This window comes from Sphingopyxis sp., from assembly GCF_035998965.1.
Lineage (GTDB): Bacteria > Pseudomonadota > Alphaproteobacteria > Sphingomonadales > Sphingomonadaceae > Sphingopyxis.
This window is the reverse complement of sequence record NZ_DASYHE010000096.1, coordinates 51,993-73,302: the sequence shown is the minus strand read 5'-3', so window position 1 is coordinate 73,302 and position 21,310 is coordinate 51,993. Positions and strand designations below refer to the sequence as shown.

Below are 21,310 nucleotides of genomic sequence, written 5' to 3'. Positions count from 1 at the left end.
GTCATTGCGAGCGGAGCGAAGCAATGACGACAGAAAGCGACAGCGACGAAACTTACCCCGCCGCCTCCGCCTCTTCCCTTGCCAATTTCGCCGCCTGCCGCCGTTCGCGCAGCGTTTCCAGCACGCTCGCTGCCTGCCGCCCCCCGCCGGCGACAAAGCGATGGTCCATGCCGGCGGTCAGGTCGCCCTCGCTGATCTGTGCATGCAAGCGTTCGGAATCGAGATGACGCAAGGCCTGTTCGACATCGGCAATTTCATCGTCATCGACGTCGATCTGCTTCAGCGCCAGCAGACCCAGCGCGATCGAGCTTTCAAAGGTTTCGCGCACCGCGCCATCGACCCCGGCGCCGTCGATCGCCATCAACTGACGGCGGTCGAACACCCGCGTCAGGATCTTGGCGTTCGGGAAAGCCTTGATGATCGGGGCCAGCACTGCTGCGTCAAAACTGCGGTCGTCGGTGCAGAAAATGATCAGCCGTGCATCATCGGCATCGGCGCGGCGCAGCACATCGACCTTCAGCCCGTCGCCGTAATAGACTTTGGTGTTGAACCGACCCGAGGTTTCGATCTGACTTGGTTTCTTGTCGATCAGTGTCACCGAACAATCGACCGCATGCAGCATCTGCGTCACGATCTGCCCGAACCGGCCAAAGCCGACCACGATCGCCGATCCCCGCGGGGCATGTTCGGGATCGTCCAGATCGGCGTCGATGCTTTCGGGCGCAAATTCCAGATTGCGCGCGAACAGCATCAAAAAGGGCGTCGAAATCATCGATAACGTCACGACCGCGCTGAAAAGGCTCGCCGCCTCGGGCGCGATCAGCTGCGCCTCGGTGGCCTGGGTGAACAGCAGAAAGCCGAATTCGCCGCCCTGGCTGAGCAACAGGCCAAGCCCGAGTGCGACGCTCCATGGCTTGCCGAACAGACGTACAAGAACGGTCAGCACCGCCACCTTCACCGCGACCAGCCCGGCGGCCAGTGCCACGACGCGGAGCGGGTCTTCGCGAATGACATTGAGGTCGAGCACCATACCGACCGCGAGGAAAAACAGCCCGAGCAGCACGAGGCGGAAGGGTTCGACATCGGCCTCGATCTCGTGCCGATACGGCGAATCGGCGAGCATCACCCCGGCGATAAAGGCGCCGAGCGCGGTCGACAGGTGCAGGCTGTGCATGAAGGCGGCGCTGGCGATGACGACCAGCAGCCCGACAACCACGAACAGTTCGCGCTCGCCATAACGGCCGATGATGCGCAGCAACGGGTTCACGACAAAGCGCCCGGCGAGGACGAGGACGATGATAGCCGCGACGGTATAGAGCGCCATCTGCCACCCCGGCGGCGCGTCGGGGCTGGCGGGAGCGCGCGACAGCACCGCGATGATCGTAATCATCGGTACGATCGCCAGATCCTGGAACAGCAGGATCGAAAAGGCCTTTTCGCCAAAGGGCGAGTTGATCCGCCCCGAGCTTTTCAGGCTGGGCAGCACCTGCGCCGTCGACGACAAGGCCAGCGGCAGCCCTAGCGCCAGCGCCGCCTGCCAGCTGAAGCCGAGTGTCATCATGATCAAGCCCGAAAGGATCAGGCCGGTGATCACCACCTGTGCCAGCCCCAACCCGAAAATCGCCCGGCGCATGTCCCACAAGCGCCGCGGATGCAGTTCGAGCCCGACGAGGAACAGCAGAAACGCAATGCCGATCTCGGCAAAAGCGAGCTTCGATTCGCCGCCGCCGACCAAGCCCAGGCCATAGGGACCGACCAACGAGCCCGCGACGAGATAGCCCAGCACCGCACCCAGCCCGAGTCGGCGGAACAGCAGCACGAACAGCGTCGCCACACCCAGCAGGATCGCCCCCTCGAACAGCGCGGTGTCCGTCACCTTTTCAGCAGCGACCTCGGTCGCTGCCACGCTGAGGCCGAGCAGGGTCATACCCGGGCGCTTTGCTTTTCGAGCGCCAGGATTGCGGCGTCGAACGGCAGGAGGATCGCGCCATGCCGCGCAGGATAATCGCGCGCCGGGGCGAGCAGCCCGAACCCCGGCCAGTCGGGAACATCGCCAATACCGCCAAACCAACTGGCGATCGCATCGCGCGCGCCGCGTATCTCTTCACGGCTGCGGCCCTTGACGTGACGCGCCAGCAACGTTGCCGCCGCCTGCCCCAGCGCACATGCCTCGACATGCATACCGATGCCGGTCACCTGCCCTGAATCGTTGGCATCGAGATCGAGGAGAATGCGACTGCCGCACAGCGGCGCGCGCGCCGCGGCGTGATAACGCGCGTCCGGATTGGGCAGATGTTCTGACGTCGCCACCGCCAGCGCCAGGATATCGCGATTGTAAAGCGGAGCACTCATTGTGTCGGGGCCTCGGCTTTTGCTTCTGCTTCACGCGCCTGCGCGCGGCGTTCGGCGATCACTTTGCTCATCGCCTGGCTCGTCGCATTGAGCGCGGGATAGGTGCGGCTGTCGGTCATCCACGTCGGACGTTGTGCATTGCCGTAGCCAATGTCGTATAGCAGCGTCACGACCATGAACCCCAGCGCGGCGATCAGCAACCCCTTTACCGCACCGAAACCGGCGCCCAGCCCGCGGTCGAAACCGCCAACCAGCGACGCGCGGCTGCGCTGTCCCATCGCGCGCGATCCCCATTTGGCAAAAGCGAAGACGCCGCCGAACAGCAGCACAAACGCCAGCATCGCGGCACCGCCATCGCTACCGACCCAGCCGGTCAGCAGGTCGGTGACGATAGGGTGAAAGAAACGAACCGCAGCAATCGCCAATATCCAGGCGAGCAGCGTTGTCACTTCCTGCACCAGGCCGCGCGAAAAACCGAGCACCGCGCTGCCGCCAACGAGCGTCAGCACGAGGATATCCAGAGCTGTCAGACTTCCCATTCCGCCGGGGCTAGTCGCGACCGAGCATCAGGTCAACGAGTTCGCCGAGCCGTTCGAAACCGGTCACCGAAATTCCGCCAACCGGCTTCATTCCCTTCGGCCCCCAGCCGCGCGAAAAACCCAGCTTAGCCGCTTCGCGCAGTCGCAATCCGTCGTGCGACACCTGCCGCACCTCGCCCGACAGCGACAGTTCGCCGAACACAATCGCATCGGCGGGCACCGGCCGTTCGCTGAACGCCGAAATCAGCGCCGCGGCGACCGCAAGATCGGCGGCGGGATCGGTCAGTCGGTAACCGCCCGCAATGTTGAGGTAGACCTCTGCCGCGCCCATTTGCAGCCCGCAGCGCGCTTCGAGCACCGCGAGCACCATCGCCAAACGCCCGCTGTCCCAGCCAACGACGGCGCGGCGCGGGGTCGCGCCGCTCGCCAGCCGCACGGTCAGCGCCTGCACCTCGACCAGCACCGGGCGCGTGCCTTCCAGCGCGGGAAACACCACCGATCCCGGCACGTCGCGGCTGCGGTCGGTCAGGAACAGGCTCGACGGATTCGAAACCTCGCCCAGTCCCTCCTCGCCCATCGCAAACACCCCGATTTCGTCGGTGCCGCCAAAGCGGTTCTTCACCGCGCGCAGGATGCGATATTGGTGGCTGCGCTCGCCTTCGAACGCCAGCACGGTGTCGACCATATGCTCCAGCACCCGCGGTCCGGCGATCGTCCCGTCCTTGGTGACATGGCCGACGAGCACGATTGCGGCGTCGCTGTCCTTGGCATAGCGGATCAGTTCCTGCGCACTCGCGCGCACCTGGCTCACCGTCCCCGGCGCGCTGTCGATCAGGTCGCTGTGCATCGTCTGGATCGAATCGATGACGACGAAATCGGCGGTCTGCCGGTCGAGCGTCGCCAAAATGTCGCGCACCGACGTCGCACTCGCGAGCGCGACCGGCGCATCGCCGAGTCCCAGTCGCTGCGCGCGCAGCCGCACCTGCGCTGCCGCTTCCTCACCGCTGATATAGACGACCGACTTGCCCGCCTGCGCCAGCCGTCCGGCTGCTTGCAACAGCAAGGTCGACTTGCCGATCCCCGGATCGCCGCCGATCAACGTCGCCGACCCTGCAACAAAGCCGCCGCCAAGCGCGCGGTCGAATTCGGCGATCCCGCACAGCATCCGCTCGGGCATCTTGCTTTCGGCATTCAGCGTTTCGAGCGCGATCGTCCGCCCGCCCTTGCTCAGGTCATGCTTGGCCGAAAAGACGGTTTCGCCAGCCTCTTCGACCAGCGTGTTCCACTCGCCGCAATCGGCGCACTGCCCTTGCCAGCGATAAGTGGCGGAGCCGCAATTCTGGCAGACATATTGGCGTTTCGCTTTGGCCATGCGTTCGCGCATAATCGGAACAAAGATGGAACGCCAGAAGATTCACGGCGCGGCCGATCGCGATTGGCGGTTCGGCGCGCAATCCTTGTCACATCGCTGTCGCAATCGCTCCCTAGGCGCCGCCAGTCTTTCATCAAGGTGGTCTTCATGCGCCATTCGTTCGTTTCGCGTTTCCTGTTTCTTGGCACGGCCTTGGCCAGCCTGTCGTCGGCTGCCCATGCGGCTCAGGATCCGGCAGCCGAGGCTGCTGTCGATGCCGCCGCGGCGGGCGAGATTATCGTCACCGCACAGCGCCGGTCGCAGGATCTGACCGACGTGCCGATTTCGGTTGGCGTCGTCGGCGGCGATTCACTGCGCGACATTCAGGCGGGGGGCGAAGACATCATCGCCCTGTCGGGCCGCGTCCCAGGCCTCTACGCCGAAACGACGACCGGGCGCATCTTTCCCCGTTTCTATATCCGCGGCCTTGGCAATATCGATTTCTACCTCGGCGCGTCGCAGCCGGTGTCCGTGATCCAGGACGATATCGTCCTTGAGCATGTCGTGCTGAAATCGAAGCCGCTGTTCGACGTTCGCCAGGTCGAGGTGCTCCGTGGGCCGCAGGGGTCACTGTTCGGCCGCAACACCACCGCCGGGATCATCAAATTCGACACCAACCGTCCGACAATGGATTTCGACGCGCGCGGGCAGGTTTCGGTCGGATCGCTGGGCACCGTGTCGGCCGATTTCGGTATCGGCGGCCCGATCGTCGCCGATACGGTCGCGGTTCGCGTATCGGGTCTCTATCAGCGCCACGCCGACTGGATCGACAATATCTATACCGGCCCCAGCGCCGACGGCACCGTCGCGCCGCGCGAGAATGCGCTGGGCGGATTCGAGGAAAAAGCGGCGCGTGCGCAGCTGCTTATCAATCCCGACGACCGCTTTTCGATGCTGGTGTCGGTCCACGCCCGCGATGTCGATGGCACCGCGACCGTTTTCTATCGCGATGCGATCAAGCGCGGGTCGAACAGCGCCGGCACCCAGCGCCGCGACCAGATCGCCAATGACGAGGCGCAGAATAACCCGCAACGTTACAAGGGCTGGGGCGGGTCGCTCAACGTCAGCCTTGACCTTGGCGGCGCGACGCTGACCGCGATCAGCGGCTATGAAAACGCCCGCGGTTTCAGCCGCGGCGACACCGACGGCGGCGCTTCGGCGCTGTTCGCCTTTCCGCTGACCGGTTTCGGCCAGTCGCAGGGGCAGATCCGCGACCTCGACCAGCTGACCCAGGAAATCCGCCTCGCCAGCCCCGACGACCAACCCTTTACCTGGCAGCTCGGCGGCTATTATTTCCATTCGCGCGACATCACCGATTTCTATCAGCGCGCCTTTTTCCTGACCACCGCGGCGCGCAACCCCAACAATTGGGTGCGGCTGCGCAACGAAAACACCAGCTGGGCGCTGTTTGGCCAGGCGAGCTATGATCTGAGCCCTGCCTTCACCGTCACCGCCGGCGCGCGCTGGACGCGCGATACCAAGGAGACGCGACTGCTCAAGACCGCGGACACCGCGGCCGGCGTCGTCACCTATCGCGGTCGCCGCGATGTCCGCCTGTCGGACAGCGAGCCGAGCTGGGACCTCAGCGCCCTGTACCGGCTCAGTGACGACATCAGCGCCTATGCCCGCGTCGCCCGCGGCTTCCGCGGCCCGACGATCCAGGGGCGCTCGGCGGTGTTCAACGCCGATTTCACCACCGCCGATTCGGAAACGATCCTGTCGTGGGAAGCGGGGCTGAAGGGCAGCTTCTGGGACAATCGCGCCCGCTTCAACATCGCCGGCTTCACCTATACAGTGAAGGACATCCAGCTGAACGGCAACGACGCCAACGGCAATGGCGTCTTATTCAACGCCGACAAGGCGCGCGCTTATGGCATGGAGGCCGATCTGGAGCTGCGTCCGGCCGAGCGGCTGACGCTGAATTTCGGCGCCAGCTATCTGCACAGCCGCATTCGCGACCCGCGCGTATTCGCCCAGGTCTGCGCGCTCAACGGCACGATCACCTGTACGGTGGAGGATCCGGTGATCACCGTGGCGACCCCCTTCGGTCCCGGCTATTTCGCGCCGGTTGACGGCAACCCGCTGCCCAATGCCCCCGAATACAGCCTGAATTTCGCCGCGCGCTATGGCGTTCCAGTGGGCAACAGCGGCGAATTTTTCGTCGCCACCGACTGGAACGTCCAAGGCTATACCTCGTTCGTTCTCTACGACACCAAGGAGTTCAACGCGTCCGGCAATTTCGAGGGTGGCGCAAAGGTCGGCTATGCCGACGAGGATCGCGGATACGAAATCGCCGCCTTCGTGCGCAACATCACCAACGAGAAGAATCTGAAGGGCGTGATCGAAAATTATCGCGCCGCGATCTACAACGACCCGCGGATCATTGGCGTTTCGGCCAGCTTGCGCTTTCGTTGACCGGGTCGGGAGTCGCGCAGAGGCCGGGACGGCGGCGCGACTCCCGACTATAGCCGGGGCGAATCATCCCGCCAGCCCCGAGGCTTCTGCACCATGAAATTCTTTGCCGACACCGCCGACATCGCCGACATCGAGGAACTCGCCGCGACTGGCCTTCTCGACGGGGTCACGACGAACCCGTCGCTGATCGCCAAGTCGGGCCGCGATTTCAAGGAAGTGACCCGCGAAATCTGCGCGTTGACCAATGGCCCGGTGTCGGCCGAAGTCGTCGCGCTCGATCATGAGACGATGATGCAGGAGGCCGAAATCCTCCGCAAAATCGCCGACAATGTCTGCATCAAGGTGCCGCTGACGATCGACGGGCTCAAAACGTGCAAGGCGCTGACCAGCGACGGCACGATGGTCAATGTGACGCTCTGCTTCTCGGCGGCGCAGGCGCTGCTCGCGGCGAAGGCCGGTGCGACATTCGTCTCGCCTTTCGTCGGCCGCCACGACGACAATGGCTTCGACGGGATGCAGCTGATCTCCGACATCCGGCTGATCTATGACAATTATGGCTATGAGACCGAAATCCTCGTCGCCAGCGTCCGCCACGGCATCCATGTCCTCGAAGCCGCCAAGATCGGTGCCGACGTGATGACCGCGCCGCCGTCGGTGATCAAGGGGCTGTTCAAGCATATCCTCACCGACAAGGGTATCGAAGGGTTCCTCGCCGACTGGGCGAAGACCGGACAGTCGATCTAATTGATCCTCCCCACTTGTGGGGAGGTGGCAGCGCGAAGCGCTGACGGAGGGGGTCGGCGTCCTTGCGCTACGCCGCTTTATGCAGCCCGCCCCCTCCACCACCTTCGGTGGTCCCCCTCCCCGTTCCGGGGAGGATTACAGTTGACGTAAACGTCAACCAACCGCGATACTCCCGGCAAAGGGAGAGATTCGCGATGACCGACACCACCATCCTCACCGAACGCCGCGGGCACATATTGATCGTCACGATCAATCGACCCGAGGCGCGCAACGCGGTCAATGCCGCAGTTCATGTCGGCATCGGCACCGCGCTTGAAGAAGCGGAAAGCGACCCCGAAATTCGGGCCGTCGTCATCACTGGCGCAGGCGACAAGAGCTTCTGCGCCGGCGCCGATTTGGTCGCCTTGTCGCGCGGCGAAAGCCTCTACCCCGACGATCCGGCGCAGCAAGCATGGGGTTTCGCCGGCATGGTGTCACACCCGATCTCGAAACCAATCATCGCCGCCGTCAACGGCTTTGCCTTTGGCGGCGGCTGCGAGATCGCGTTGATGAGCGACATCATCATTGCGGCGGATCATGCGCAATTCGGCCTGCCCGAGGTCAAGGTCGGGCTGTTCGCCGCGGCGGGCGGCGCGTTTCGCCTCGCTCAGCAAATCCCGCGCAAGCTGGCGATGGAATATATGCTGACCGGCGACCCAATCCCCGCCGCGCGCGCCGCCGAGTTCGGGTTGGTCAACCATGTCGTGCCGCTCGCCGAGCTGCTGCCCACCGCGATCGCGCTGGCCGAAAAGATCGCCGCCAATGCGCCGCTGTCGGTGCAGGCGTCGAAACGCGTGGCGCTGGGCATCCACGACGGCCGCATCGCCGCCGATGCGCCCTATTGGGAGGCCAACACGCTCGAACGTACCGCGCTGATGCGCAGCGAGGACGCACGCGAAGGCCCACGCGCCTTTGCCGAAAAGCGCAAGCCGGAATGGAAGGCGCGCTGACATGTCGATGACCGATCCCGAGCGCATTCCCGTCATTATCGGTGTCGGGCAGGTCAACGACCGGCCCGAGGATCCCGACGACGGTCTCGATTCGCTCGGGTTGATGGTCGCGGCGCTCAAGGTCGCCGCCGCGGACGCTGGCGTATCGCTCGCCGATCTCGACAGTCTGGCAATCGTCGATCAGATCAGCTTTCATCACCTCGGCAAGCTGTGCGAGCCCCTCGCCGCCGCGATCGGGGCGGCGCCCGCGATCAACTATCAGTCCGCCGCGCCGCACGGCGACACGCCGGTCCGCCTGCTCAACGAAGCGGCGAACCGCATCGGGGCGGGCGAGGTCAAACTTGCGGCGATCGTCGGTGCCGAGGCGCTGCGGACTGCCGCAGGGCGCGCAGCCAAAGCCGCGAGCGGCGAGGACAAAAGCTATAACGCGATCCGCAAGGTCGCGACCCGGCGCGAGCCGAATTATGCGCAGCTGCACGGGCTGGCCGCCCCCGTCGATGTCTATCCGCTCTACGAAAATGCAACGCGCGCCGCGTGGGGGCAGAGCCTGACCGACGCGCAGGCCGAAAGCGCCGAAATCTGGTCGCGATTTTCCGAAGTCGCCGCCGCGAACGATGGCGCTTGGATCCGCAAAGCGGCGTCGCCGGAGGACATCCTCCGCGTCGACGAACGCAACCGGCCGATCGCCTTTCCCTATTCCAAGCTGATGGTCGCCAACTCGTCGGTCAATCAGGGCGCGGGCTTCATAGTCGCCAGCCTTGCCGAAGCCTGGCGGCGCGGCTTCCCGGAAGACCGCCTGATCTATGTCGGCATGGGCGCCGCGGCGAAGGAGCCCGCCAGCATCCTCCATCGCGATCGCTACGACGCCAGCGTCAGCATGGAAACGTCAATCACCCGCACGCTCGATCTGAACGGCATGACCGCCGCCGATTTCGATCATGTCGAGCTCTACAGCTGCTTTCCGTGCGTGCCGAAGATGGCGCGTCGCATTCTGGACTGGCCGGTTGAGCGCCCCGCCACCGTCTTCGGCGGGCTGACCTTTGGCGGCGGCCCGATCGCCAATTATATGAGCCACGCGATCGTCTCGATGGTGGAGCGGCTGCGCGTCAAGGGTCGCTATGGCTTCCTGTTCGCCAACGGCGGCTTCGCCACCGACAATCATTGCATCGTGCTGGGCAAGGAGCCGATCGCCGCCGCCAGCTTCCCGCAGGATTTCGACTATCAGTCCGAAGCCGAAGCCAAGCGCGGGCCGGTTCCCGACCTGGTCGAAGATTATGCCGGACCGGCGACGATCGAGAGCTACACGGTCTTTTATGGTCGCGACGGCAGCCCCAAAGCCGGCGTCGTCGTCGCGCGGACGCCCGATGACAAGCGCACTTTGGCGCATGTCGATGTCAGCGACGCGCCGATGCTGGCGCTGCTGACCGACGGCACCGCCGAACCGGTGGGCATGCCGGGCCGGATTATCGCATCGGGCGAAGGATTCGGCTGGCGCGCTGCATGAGATGCACTTGTGCTATCTAAGGCTCACCGGCGCGTTTGATTGATGATATTTCTCCTCCACAATTTTGGGGGAGACGATTCGATGCGCGCACTCTGGCTGGTCGCAATGATGGTGCCGCTCGCGGGCTGCACGGCGACATCGGCGGACGTCGCGACGAAAGCAGCCCCGGTTCCGGCGTTCGAAAACCGGGCGTTCGATGCCGTTACCGAAACCGAACTCGTCCGCTACACAGGCGAAGGCGACTTTCGGCGCTATCTTAAAGAACTCGAACGCGTCAGGGATCGTGTGAAGCGTGCCGACGCGGCGACCCGCGAGGACGGGCAGATCGTCGTCGCGGCGTTCACGCAGGACGAGCCGCCGGTGTGCGAAGACCCCGACCTCTGCCCCGACGACAGCGCCGACCAGGTCGTGGTGACCGGATCGCAGGTCGCGGCGGCGCCGACGTCGATCACCAATGTTCAGACCGCGGGGGTCGACGAAGGCGACATCGTCAAGCAGATCGGCGACTATCTGCTCGTGCTGCAGGACGGCCGCATTTTTGCGATCAACGTCAAGACGATGCAGTTGACCGATCGCGCCGACGTCTATCGGCGCCTGCCCGCCGACCGCGTCAAGAAATACAAGTGGGAAGACGATTTCGAAGGCGCCGACTGGTACGACGAGATGCTGGTCCAGGGTGACCATGTCATCATCACCGCCAACAGCTATGAAGACGATGCGAGCGAATTGTCGATCTTCAAGCTCGATCAGGCCAGCGGGCGGGTGACGAGCGAGGGCGTGTTCCTGATCACCTCCGACGATTATTACGACGTCGACAATTATGCGACGCGCATCGTCGGCGACCGGCTGGTTGTCTATACTCCCTATTCGCTCGAACAGTTCGAAGCGCTGGACGACCGCCCGGTCCTGCGCCGCTGGTTGCCGGAAGCCGAACGCAAGCAGCGGCAGGCTGACGGCAGCCCGCTGCTCGACGTCCGATCGATCTACAAGCCCCTCCTGCGCACCGCCGAACCGACGATCCATGCAATTTCGGTGTGCCCGCTCGGCGATTTTGACCGCAAGCGTCGCCTCGACTGCCGCACCACCGGCTTTGTCGGCCCGCGCGCCGCCGAAATGTTCGTGTCGCCCGAAACAATTTATCTCTGGAACACGGCGCTCGATGATCGGGACACCTACGACCTCAAGGCGTGCGTAGACGATTGGACCGGCGACGTCCCCTATCCTGCCCAGCCGCGCGCCGACCGTCGCGACGTGGCTCCCGCCGCGCTCTATCGCCTGCCGATCCGGGCGCGCGATGCAACGGTCGTTGGCGTGTCGGGCTATCCCTATGACCATCTGTCGATGGACGAACGCGACGGCGAGTTCCGGGCGCTCACCGACTGGAGCACGATCCGTTGCAACAATTATGGCGCCCCCGCCGAAAACAGTTTTCTGAAAATCCGGACCAGCGAATTCGGGACGCTGTTCGAACCCGTCCCCGACCACGCATTCACGCCCCTGCCGCCGACCGGCAAGCGGTTTATCGAAAACCGCTTTGCCGACGATTGGCTTGTGTTCGGCGGCCGCGACCGGTGGGGCGGCTATCCGCCCGATGCCAACGACGGAGCGCAGTCGAGCAAGGTGGTCGCCGTGCCGGTCCAGCGCCCGCGCGAAGCCGTGATCATCGATGTTCCGCACAACATCGTGCGCACCGAACGCGTCGGCAATGACATCATCGTCAACGGCTATCGCGACGGCACGGGACTGAACCTGACGCTGGTCGGGCTCGGCAAGGACGCGCGTATCCTATCGACCACTTTCCTTTCGCGCCGTTACGAAAGCGAAGGCCGCAGCCACGCGTTCAACAGCGTTGTCGATGCAGGCGGCAATGGCATCATCGGAGTGCCGACCGTCAAGCGAACCGAAGGATCGGGCCGCTGGTGGTGGCGTTCGAACAGCTCCGACCTCAGTTTCCTGACCAAATCGCCGGCTGGCAAGCTGGCCGATGCGGGCACGCTAATCGCCACCGCCGCGGACGATGTCGAAACCCACCCCGACTATAAATGCGAAGTGTCGTGCATCGACTGGTACGGCAACTCGCGCCCGGTCTTCATCGCCGGTCGCATTTTCGGGCTGATGGGCACCAGCCTGGTCGAAGCGCGCATCGACGCGGGCCAAATCAAAGAGATCGCGCGCATCGACCTGACGACGCCGCTGCCGCCACGCTGACTCGGCTCAGCGGATTACGCGATGTCGAACCGGACACCCTGCGCCAGCGGCAGGGTGTCCGAATAATTCACCGTATTCGTCGCGCGCCGCATATATTGGCGCCAGCTGTCAGATCCACTTTCGCGGCCCCCGCCCGTCTCTTTCTCGCCTCCGAAAGCCCCGCCGATCTCGGCGCCGCTCGTCCCCAAATTGACGTTCGCGATCCCGCAGTCGCTTGCCGCCAGGAACCGCTCGGCCTCGCGCACATCGGTGGTGAAAATCGCCGACGACAACCCCGCAGCAACGTCGTTGTGAAGCTCGATCACCGCGTCCAGATCATAATAGCGCATGACGTAGAGGATCGGCGCAAAGGTCTCGTCCAGCACCGGCCCGACCTGCCCCGGCATTTCGACCAGCGCGGGTTTCACGTAATGGCTGTCGCCGTCGCCGATGCGGTCGCCACCAGATACCACCCCGCCCGCCGCGCGCGCTGCCGCGAGTGCGCCTTGCATGGCCTCGAATGCGGCGCCGTCGATCAGCGGCCCGACGAGCACCTCGCCCTCCAGCGGATTGCCGACGCGAACGCTGGCGTAGGCCGCCTTCAACCGGGCGACGAAGGCATCATAAATGCTGTCGTGGACAAACAACCGCCGCGTCGTCGTGCAGCGCTGCCCCGCCGTCCCCATCGCCCCGAACGCCACGCCGCGCAGCGCGAGATCAAGATCGGCCGAGGGCGCGACGATCGCGCCATTGTTGCCGCCCAGCTCCAGGATCGCGCGCGCAAAACGTGCCGCCAGTCGCGGCGCCGCGCTACGTCCCATGCGGGTCGATCCGGTTGCGGAAACGAGCGCGACGCGCCGGTCGTCCACCAGTGCCTCTCCCGCCTCGCGCCCGCCGATCAACAGTTGCGACAGCCCCTCGGGCGCATCGCCGAAACGCGCAACCGCGCGGTCAAACACTGCCTGCACAGCCAGCGCCGTGAGCGGCGTCTTTTCCGATGGCTTCCAAACCACGCTGTTACCGCACACCAGCGCCAGCGCCGCATTCCACGCCCAAACCGCGACTGGAAAGTTGAACGCCGAAATCACCCCAACGACGCCCAGCGGGTGCCAGACCTCCATCATCCGATGCCCCGGCCGCTCGGTCGCGATCGTCAGCCCGTAAAGCTGGCGCGACAGCCCGACCGCAAAATCGCAGATGTCGATCATCTCCTGCACCTCGCCCGCACTTTCGGACGGGATCTTGCCCGCCTCGATCGTCACAAGCCGGGCCAGGTCGTCCTTCGCCGCGCGCAATTCTTCGCCCCACAGCCGGACCAGTTCGCCGCGGCGCGGCGCAGGGACATGCCGCCAGCGCCGAAACGCAGCGCTCGCCCGATCGAGCCGCTCGTCGATTGCCGCAGCATCGACGATCTGGACCATGCCAAGCTGTTCGCCGGTCAGCGGCGTCACCGCTGGCATCGACCCGTCGGTCCACAACGCGCGGGAAACGCCCAGCCGGTCCAGCAGATCACCCGTCGATTGGCCCAGTTGAACCATAGTCCGCCCCTTTGTCGGCGCCATCGCGCCTTGCAACTTGTATCGTGCGGGTTATCGCAGCCAGCAAGCGAGTCAAATCGAAAGCGGGAGAAGCAGCCGTGTCCGACCTACCCCCCTCCGAACCCCTCGTCCCCGTTCCCGCCGACGCGGCCGCCAATACGCATTGCACCGCCGCCGACTACGACCGCCTTTACCGGCAGAGCGTCGAGGATCCCGATACCTTCTGGGCCGAGCAGGCGAAGCGGATCGACTGGATCACCCCGCCCACTAGGATTGCCAACTGGTCCTATGACCCGGTGGAAATCAAATGGTATGAGGATGGCGTCCTCAACCTTTGCCACAACGCCGTCGACCGCCATGTCGCCGCGGGTCACGGCGATCGCACCGCAATCATCTTCGAACCCGACGCCCCCGACGGCCAAACGCGGCATATCAGCTACAGGGCATTGCTCGCCGACGTCATTCGCTTTGCGAACACGCTCAAGAAAATGGGCGTCCAAAAGGGCGACCGCGTCACCATTTACATGCCGATGATCCCCGAAGGCGCGGTCGCGATGCTCGCCTGCGCGCGCATCGGCGCGGTGCACAGCGTCATTTTTGGCGGCTTCTCGCCCGAGGCGATCCATGGCCGTATCGAGGATTGCGGCAGCGACTGGGTGATCTGCGCCGACGAGGGGCTACGCGGCGGCAAAGTCGTGCCGCTCAAGGCCAATGTCGACAAGGCGCTTGAAAAGATCGATGTGAAGGCCGTGCTCGTCATCGCCCACATCGGCGGCGACGTCGCGATGAGAGAAGGCCGTGATCACTGGTATGATGCGCTGTCGGCCGACGTCGAGGCGGAATGCCCGTGCGAGCCGATGGCCGCCGAGGATCCACTCTTCATCCTCTACACCTCGGGATCGACCGGTAAGCCCAAAGGGGTGCTTCACACCGTCGGCGGCTACAGCGTGTGGACCGCGGCAACCTTCTGGTACGGCTTCGACTATCGTCCCGGCGAGGTCTTCTGGTGTACCGCCGACATCGGCTGGGTCACCGGGCACAGCTATGTCGTTTATGGCCCGCTGCAGAATGGCGCGACGACGTTGATGTTCGAAGGCGTGCCAAACTATCCCGACCATGACCGTTTCTGGCAGGTCGTCGACAAGCATCAGGTCAACATCCTCTACACCGCCCCCACCGCGATCCGCGCGCTGATGCGCGAGGGCGATGACTATGTGACCCGCCACGACCTCTCGTCGATCCGCCTGCTCGGCAGCGTCGGCGAACCGATCAATCCCGAGGCGTGGCGCTGGTACAGCGACACCGTCGGCAAAGGGCGCGTTCCGGTCATCGACACGTGGTGGCAGACCGAGACTGGGGGCATCATGATCACCACCCTGCCCGGCGCGCATGCGATGCAGCCGGGCAGCGCGGGCAAGCCCTTCTTCGGCATCCGCCCGGAACTGGTCGATGCCGACGGCAACAAGCTCGTCTGCGAACAGACCGGCGGCGCGGCCGAAGGCAATCTGTGCATCACCCACAGCTGGCCGGGGCAGGCGCGGACAATCTATGGCGATCATGGTCGCTTCGCCGAAACCTATTTTTCGACCTATAAGGGCAAATATTTCACCGGCGACGGCTGCCGCCGCGATGCCGACGGTTATTGGCGGATCACCGGGCGGGTCGACGATGTCATCAACGTGTCGGGCCACCGCATGGGCACCGCCGAGGTCGAAAGTGCGCTGGTGCTGCACGAGCTGGTCGCCGAGGCCGCGGTCGTCGGCTTCCCGCACGACATCAAGGGTCAGGGCATCTACGCCTATGTGACGCTCAACGCGGGAGTCGAACCGACCGACGAGGTGACCGCCGCGCTCAGGCAGCAGGTCCGCAAGGAAATCGGCCCGATCGCGACCCCCGACCATATCCACCTGACACCCGGCTTGCCGAAAACACGTAGTGGCAAGATCATGCGCCGCATCCTGCGCAAGATCGCCGAGAATGATTTCGGATCGCTGGGCGACACCTCGACACTCGCCGATCCGAGTTTGGTCGACGGGCTGATCGAAGGGCGGAAGAACCGATAAGAATCGTCGCCTCCGCGAAGGCGGGGGCCGCTGTCGGTTTACGCAGCGAGGCAGGGTAAGGCCGATTGCGGCCGCGTTCAGAGGCACGTGACTATGAAACGCCCTTCGCGGGGGCGACGATTAACGGCTATTCCACCAGCGCCTCGCACAAGCGATCAGTCGCGAGCGCAGTCCGCGATTCCGCCGTATCGCGATTGTCCGCGCTGTTCTGCACCCCGCGGGTTTCGGTATTGAACGCCAGCAGGCTCCCGACGCGCTGATCGGGACAAAAGCTTAAATAAGCCCGAAAGCCGTTCTGGTCGCCATTGTGCCCGACGAACCGCACTGCGGCGCGGCGATCCATGAAGAAGGACAGACCGCTCTCAGTAGTCGTCGCCATCCGCCCCTGCGTAAAATCCTGACCCGCCGAAATCTGCGGAACCCACATTTCCTCGAGCGAAGACCGCTTCAACACCCGATCATAGTCGGTCGCACGCGCCGGGTCGCCGAGGAGGAACGCCAGATATCTCGCCATGTCGGGCATCGGCGCGTTGAGCCCGCCGTTCGACACCGTCACGCCGGTATCGACGTCGAAGGGTGCGGCGACCCGCTTGCCGTCGCGGATAAAATAGCTGTGCGAGCGGTGCGGCAACAGATGCGGTGGGGTGCGGTCGAAATAGCTGTCGTGCATGGCCAGCGGCTTCAGGATATTTTTGTCTATATAGACTTCATAATTCTCGCCAGACAGGCGTTCGATCACCTGCCCCAGATAGACGATGCCGGGGTTAGAATAGCCAAACCGGCTGCCCGGTTTGAACTCGACCGCGGTGTAGGGCAGCATCGCCACCAGCTGCGACCAGCCCGCCGGTTCGAACGGCTGCCAGTCATGCGCGCGCCAAGGCCAGGTGCCGCTGCGAAAACCCGCACTGTGGCTCATCAACTGGCGCAGCGTGATCGCACCGGTATCACCAAAGGGATTATGCACCGCAGCGAGTTCCGGAACATATTTGACGATCGGGTCATCGAGCGACAGCAGTCCGCGATCGCGTAGCTGGATGATCGCGATCCCCGTCATCGTCTTGGTGATCGATGCCCAATGATAGATGGTCCGCGCATCGACCGGAACATGCGCGTCGGTATCCTGTTCGCCCAGATGATCGGCCGCGACCGTCCGCCCGTCGTGCACGACATAGAAACTGCTGCCCGCGATATTCGATTTTCGCATTTCGGCGCGGTGCACCTCGCGAAAATCGTTCAGCGCCTTGTCGAAACGCGCCTCATCGGCAGCCGCTGGTGTGACCGTCAAAACAAAAGCAGCAGCAATCCAGCGCATTATGGCAATCCCTCGCGGTATAGTAGGGGAGAAGGCTGGCCGAAGGCGATCAGAAATGAAAGTCTGGCAGCTCGGCCAGCGCGATTCCCAGCGCCTCTGCCCACCCGTCGGCGACGCTCTGGAAATAGGCATCGCCGCGCTCGAAGCGCCGTTCGCGCACCGTCGTATAATCGTCGCGCTCGTGGATCTTGAGGTCGATCGGCAGGTCGACCCCGGCGTTGGCGCGGATCGTCGAGTCGAACGACACGCAGAGCAGTTTCACCGCATCCTCGAACGACATTGCGGGGTCATAGGAGCGCACGATGATCGGGCGGCCATATTTGGTTTCGCCGATCTGGAAAAACGGATTGTCCTCACCCGCTTCGATAAAATTGCCCTCGGGATAGATCAGGAACAGCCGGGGTTCGGCGCCCTTGATCTGCCCACCAATGATCAGCGACGCGCGAAAGGGCGAGGCCGCCGCCGGTCCCTCGGCGTTGTGGCGCATGACGATCTGGCGCAGCGTTTCGCCAACGATCGTGGCGATCTGGAACATCGATGGCGCTTCGAGGATCGACGGATGGCGGTCTTCGGGTGCCTTGGTGCGTTCGTCGAGCAGGCTGACCACCGCCTGCGTCGTTGCCAGATTGCCCGCCGACATCAGGGTGATGACGCGCTCGCCCGGGACATGCCAGCTGCGCATCTTGCGGACCTGCGCAATGTCGTCGACGCCCGCATTGGTGCGGGTGTCCGACATGAACACCAGCCCCTTGTTCAAACGCATCCCCACGCAATAAGTCATCGAATCCCGTATCCCCGCCCCGGATCGTTTCAGTCGCCCCCGTTCCGCTTATTGCTGGACCTGCAATTGAACAACCAGATTTTCCTGCGCCGCACCATAACGCATCCCCCGAACGGGCGCGGCATCGCGGTAATCGAGGCCGGTGGCAACCCTGATATAGCGCTGATCTGGCGAATGGCCGTTGCTGACGTCGAAACCGATCCACCCGATGTGATCGAAATGCGCCTCCGCCCACGCATGGGTCGCATCCTGCTGCGTCCGGTCGTTCATCATCAGATAGCCCGACACATAGCGCGCCGGATGCCCCAGATGGCGCATCGCCGCGATAAAGATATGCGCATGATCCTGACACACCCCGCCCTCGCTGCTCAGCGCCTGTTCGGCGGTCGTCTCGGCATCGGTAAAGCCGATCCGGTACGCCAGCCGGTCGATAATCAGTGCCGAGAGCGCATGGGCGCGTTCGATGTCATTGGCGTAATCGCGGCCCAGCTGCGCGGTCAGCGCGCGCACTTGCCGCCCCGCGCGCGTCAGCGGGGTCGGGCGCAGGAAGGTCCACAGCGGCATCGCGCCGCGGTGCGCGCCGATCACTCCGTCCCATGTCTCCAGTTCCACCGTGCCATGGCAACGGATCGTCAGCTCGGTCACCCCGCCATCGATCGCAATCAGGTCAACGCCATTGCCGTGATGGTCGCTATAGTGGAGTTGTTGCGTGCCGCCTTCGATATCGATCGCCCAATCGACGATATTCTGCTGCCCCGGGCGGCCCTTCGGCGTCAGTTTGAGCTGCTGCAGCGCATATTTGACCGGCGCATCATATTGATAGCGGGTGATATGTTCGACACGAAGTTTCATTCGACAAACCGATAATCGCGCTCGACCTGCCGCGCGAGGTTGGCAGTATCGCGCAGGAAGCCGGTCACATATTGGTGGAGCCCGCCGTCAAAGATCGACTGGATCGGCGCGTTGAGTTTGTCATGGTTCAGCGCATGGGCCAGCCGACACGCTTCGGTTTCTTCACCATAATGACGTTGCAGCTGGGCGAGATGGTTTTCCATCCGCTCGCTGCAAAAAGCCAGGCTGCGCGGCATCTGGCGATAGAGGATCAGGAACTCCGCGATCTTCAATGCGCTGATCTCTGCCCCATAGAGCCAGCGGTATGCGCGGTGCGCAGACACCGAACGCAGGATCGTTTCCCACTGCACATTGTCGATCGAGGTGCCGATATGCGCGACCGAGGGCAGCAGCAGATAATATTTGACGTCGAGAATACGCGCCGTGTTGTCGGCACGCTCCAGATAGGTGCCGAGCAGCGCAAAATGATAGCCGTCATTGCGCAGCATCGTGCCATTCAACGCGCCGCGCACCTGCGCGCTCTGCTGACGGATCGTTGTCAGCACATCGGGCAGGTCGTCCTCGCGCACCTGGCGCTTGAGCAGCGCGACGAGCGTCATCCAGCTGGTGTTGACTGCTTCCCATGTCTCGCGCGTCAACGCGGTGCGCGCGGTGCGGGCATTGTCGCGCGCCTGGCGGATCACCGACAGGATGCTCGACGGATTGGCGGGGTCGCGGAGCAGGAAGTCGATCACCCGCGCCGAGCTGTAATCGCCATGCGCCGCCTGAAACGCCTGATTGACCCCGGCGGTTACCAGCACCGATTTCCATTCGGCGGCCGCGGTCTGCGACCGGGTGAGCGCGATGCGAAACCCCGCGTCGATAAGGCGGGCGTTGTTTTCGCTGCGCTCAAGATAGCGCGCCATCCAGAAAAGGCTGCCTGCGGTCTTGCCTAGCATGGGCGCATCCTCAACCCCTCCCGCAAGCGGGAGGGGCAGTGAGACTTGCGAACTTGTTCGCTAGTCGCAACGGGGTGGGCTTTCGCAGGGTGGGGTCGGCCCACCCCGCTGCGGCTAAGTAGCAAGCTGCCAAGCCTCGCTGCCCCTCCCGCCTGCGGGAGGGGACTATTGTGGAATGACGACGATCTTACCATCAATCCTCCAACACCCACGTATCCTTCGTCCCGCCCCCCTGGCTCGAATTCACCACCAGCGACCCCCGGGTCATCGCGACGCGGGTCAGCCCGCCGGGGGTAATCGTGATCCCCTGCGGCGACATCAGCACGAACGGACGCAGATCGACATGACGCGGCGCGAGCCCTTTTTTAGTGAAGATCGGCACGGTCGACAGCGAAAGCGTCGGCTGCGCGATATAATTGCTCGGGTTCGCCTCCAGCTTGGCGCGAAACGCCGCGAGTTCCTTCTTGCTCGCGGCGGGGCCGACGAGCATCCCGTAACCGCCCGATCCATGCACCTCTTTGACCACCAGCTCAGGCAGTCGGTCGAGCACTTCGCGCAGATGCTCGGGATCCGAACAGCGCCAGGTCGGCACATTGGGCAGCAACGCCTTTTCGCCGGTGTAGAATTCGATGATGTCGGGCATGTAGCTGTACAGCGCCTTGTCGTCGGCGATGCCGGTGCCGGGCGCATTGGCGATGGTGATGCCCCCGGCGCGATAGACGTCCCAGATGCCGGGGACGCCCAGCATCGAATCGGGTCGGAAGTTCAGCGGATCAAGGAAATCATCATCGACGCGGCGATAAATGACGTCGATCGCCTTATATCCCTGCGTCGTGCGCATCGCGACGCGCCCGTCAACGACGCGCAGGTCATGCCCCTCGACCAGTTCGGCCCCCATATGGTCCGCCAGATAGCTATGTTCATAATAGGCGCTGTTGTGGATACCGGGGGTCAGCACCGCGACCGTCGGCGTCCCGCCGCAGGCAGGCGGCGCGCAGGCGGCGAGCGATTTGAGCAGGTTGATCGGATAGTCGCTGACCTCGCGCACCGGCACCTTCGCGAACAGCTCGGGAAACATCTGGAGCATCGTTTCGCGGTTTTCGAGCATATACGACACGCCGGACGGGGTGCGCGCATTATCCTCGAGCACATAAAATTCATTGGCGCCGGTGCGGACAATGTCGGTGCCGCTGATATGCGTATAGATGCCGCCCGGCGGGTCGAGCCCCATCATCATCGGCAGGAACGCGGCATTGCCCGCAATCAGATCGATCGGCACCCGGCCGGCGCGCAAAATCTCCTGACGGTGATAGATGTCGTAAAGGAAGGCGTTGAGCGCGCGCACGCGCTGTTCGATGCCGCGCGACAGGCGGCGCCATTCGCTGGCCGAGATGATCCGCGGCACCACGTCGAAGGGGATCAGCCGCTCGTCGCCGTCAACCGCGCCATAGACGTTGAAGGTGATGCCGGTGGTACGGAACAGCGCCTCAGCCTGCACCGCCTTGTGCTGGATGCGCGCCACATCCTCGGCCTCGAACCACCCGCAATAGTCTCGATAGGGCGACCGGGTTTCGCCCTCCTGGCTGTTCATTTCGTCAAAAAAGGAAATGCGCCTGCCCTTTCCACGCAACGTGCCAACCCATGCCGCGCGCCCGATGTCATCGGCCTGCGCGGCGCATCCTGTT

General features: G+C 64.0%; 16 protein-coding genes. 6 read left to right on the top strand and 10 right to left on the bottom strand.

Translation table 11 applies throughout. The features are described 5' to 3' along the window. Window positions 1–52 precede the first annotated feature (52 nt). From VGN68_RS17545 to radA, 4 genes are read right to left on the bottom strand one after another with little or no spacing between them, the layout of a single operon-like run. Complete coding sequence (locus VGN68_RS17545) at window positions 53–1,927, bottom strand: cation:proton antiporter (RefSeq protein ID WP_327478529.1); 1,875 nt, start codon at window positions 1,925–1,927, stop codon at window positions 53–55. Next, entirely contained in the window at window positions 1,924–2,352 is a 429-nt protein-coding gene (locus VGN68_RS17540; RefSeq protein WP_327478527.1) for an iron-sulfur cluster assembly scaffold protein, read from the bottom strand. Before VGN68_RS17540 ends, VGN68_RS17545 begins: the two co-directional genes overlap by 4 nt. Beyond that, window positions 2,349–2,891 carry a CvpA family protein gene (locus VGN68_RS17535; RefSeq protein ID WP_327478525.1) on the bottom strand — a complete coding sequence of 181 codons (543 nt, stop codon included), beginning with the start codon at window positions 2,889–2,891 and terminating at the stop codon, window positions 2,349–2,351. Before VGN68_RS17535 ends, VGN68_RS17540 begins: the two co-directional genes overlap by 4 nt. A gap of 10 nt (window positions 2,892–2,901) precedes the next feature. Beyond that, entirely contained in the window at window positions 2,902–4,263 is a 1,362-nt protein-coding gene (gene radA / locus VGN68_RS17530) for a DNA repair protein RadA (protein WP_327478523.1), read from the bottom strand. 147 nt (window positions 4,264–4,410) lie between these two features. Between radA and VGN68_RS17525 the strand changes: the two genes are divergently transcribed. From VGN68_RS17525 to VGN68_RS17505, 5 genes are all read left to right on the top strand, one after another. Further along, window positions 4,411–6,717 (top strand): TonB-dependent receptor, encoded by a 2,307-nt coding sequence (locus VGN68_RS17525; protein ID WP_327478521.1) that lies wholly within the window; start codon window positions 4,411–4,413, stop codon window positions 6,715–6,717. Window positions 6,718–6,810: 93 nt separating this feature from the next. After that, a complete protein-coding gene (fsa, locus tag VGN68_RS17520) occupies window positions 6,811–7,461 on the top strand; it encodes a fructose-6-phosphate aldolase (RefSeq protein ID WP_327478519.1) in 651 nt (216 codons plus the stop codon). 194 nt (window positions 7,462–7,655) lie between these two features. After that, on the top strand, window positions 7,656–8,450 hold the full coding sequence (locus VGN68_RS17515; RefSeq protein ID WP_327478517.1) for a crotonase/enoyl-CoA hydratase family protein: 795 nt from the start codon (window positions 7,656–7,658) through the stop codon (window positions 8,448–8,450). A gap of 1 nt (window position 8,451) precedes the next feature. Further along, window positions 8,452–9,954, top strand: a complete 1,503-nt coding sequence (locus VGN68_RS17510) for an acetyl-CoA acetyltransferase (RefSeq protein WP_327478515.1) — start codon at window positions 8,452–8,454, stop codon at window positions 9,952–9,954. Window positions 9,955–10,035: 81 nt separating this feature from the next. Continuing rightward, on the top strand, window positions 10,036–12,162 hold the full coding sequence (locus tag VGN68_RS17505; RefSeq protein ID WP_327478513.1) for a beta-propeller domain-containing protein: 2,127 nt from the start codon (window positions 10,036–10,038) through the stop codon (window positions 12,160–12,162). 14 nt (window positions 12,163–12,176) lie between these two features. On the opposite strand, the gene VGN68_RS17500 is transcribed toward VGN68_RS17505, so the two are convergent. Beyond that, the gene (locus VGN68_RS17500) at window positions 12,177–13,679 is read right to left on the bottom strand and encodes an aldehyde dehydrogenase family protein (RefSeq protein WP_327478511.1); all 1,503 of its coding nucleotides are present in this window, start codon (window positions 13,677–13,679) and stop codon (window positions 12,177–12,179) included. Window positions 13,680–13,777: 98 nt separating this feature from the next. Between VGN68_RS17500 and acs the strand changes: the two genes are divergently transcribed. Further along, window positions 13,778–15,742, top strand: coding sequence for an acetate--CoA ligase (acs, locus tag VGN68_RS17495; RefSeq protein WP_327478509.1), 1,965 nt, complete (start codon window positions 13,778–13,780; stop codon window positions 15,740–15,742). 127 nt (window positions 15,743–15,869) lie between these two features. Here acs and VGN68_RS17490 read toward each other — a convergent pair whose 3' ends face one another. The 5 genes from VGN68_RS17490 to VGN68_RS17470 all read right to left on the bottom strand — a co-directional run bounded on the left by VGN68_RS17490 (window position 15,870) and on the right by VGN68_RS17470 (window position 21,216). Next, window positions 15,870–17,054, bottom strand: coding sequence for a serine hydrolase domain-containing protein (locus VGN68_RS17490; protein ID WP_327478507.1), 1,185 nt, complete (start codon window positions 17,052–17,054; stop codon window positions 15,870–15,872). Between the two features lie 49 nt (window positions 17,055–17,103). Then, window positions 17,104–17,835: a peptidase gene (locus VGN68_RS17485; protein WP_327478505.1), complete on the bottom strand. Its 732-nt coding sequence runs from the start codon at window positions 17,833–17,835 to the stop codon at window positions 17,104–17,106. Window positions 17,836–17,883: 48 nt separating this feature from the next. Continuing rightward, a complete protein-coding gene (locus VGN68_RS17480; protein ID WP_327478503.1) occupies window positions 17,884–18,687 on the bottom strand; it encodes a transglutaminase family protein in 804 nt (267 codons plus the stop codon). Beyond that, window positions 18,684–19,625 carry an alpha-E domain-containing protein gene (locus tag VGN68_RS17475; RefSeq protein ID WP_327478502.1) on the bottom strand — a complete coding sequence of 314 codons (942 nt, stop codon included), beginning with the start codon at window positions 19,623–19,625 and terminating at the stop codon, window positions 18,684–18,686. Before VGN68_RS17475 ends, VGN68_RS17480 begins: the two co-directional genes overlap by 4 nt. 193 nt (window positions 19,626–19,818) lie before the next feature. Further along, a complete protein-coding gene (locus VGN68_RS17470; protein ID WP_327478501.1) occupies window positions 19,819–21,216 on the bottom strand; it encodes a circularly permuted type 2 ATP-grasp protein in 1,398 nt (465 codons plus the stop codon). Between the last annotated feature and the right edge of the window lie 94 nt (window positions 21,217–21,310).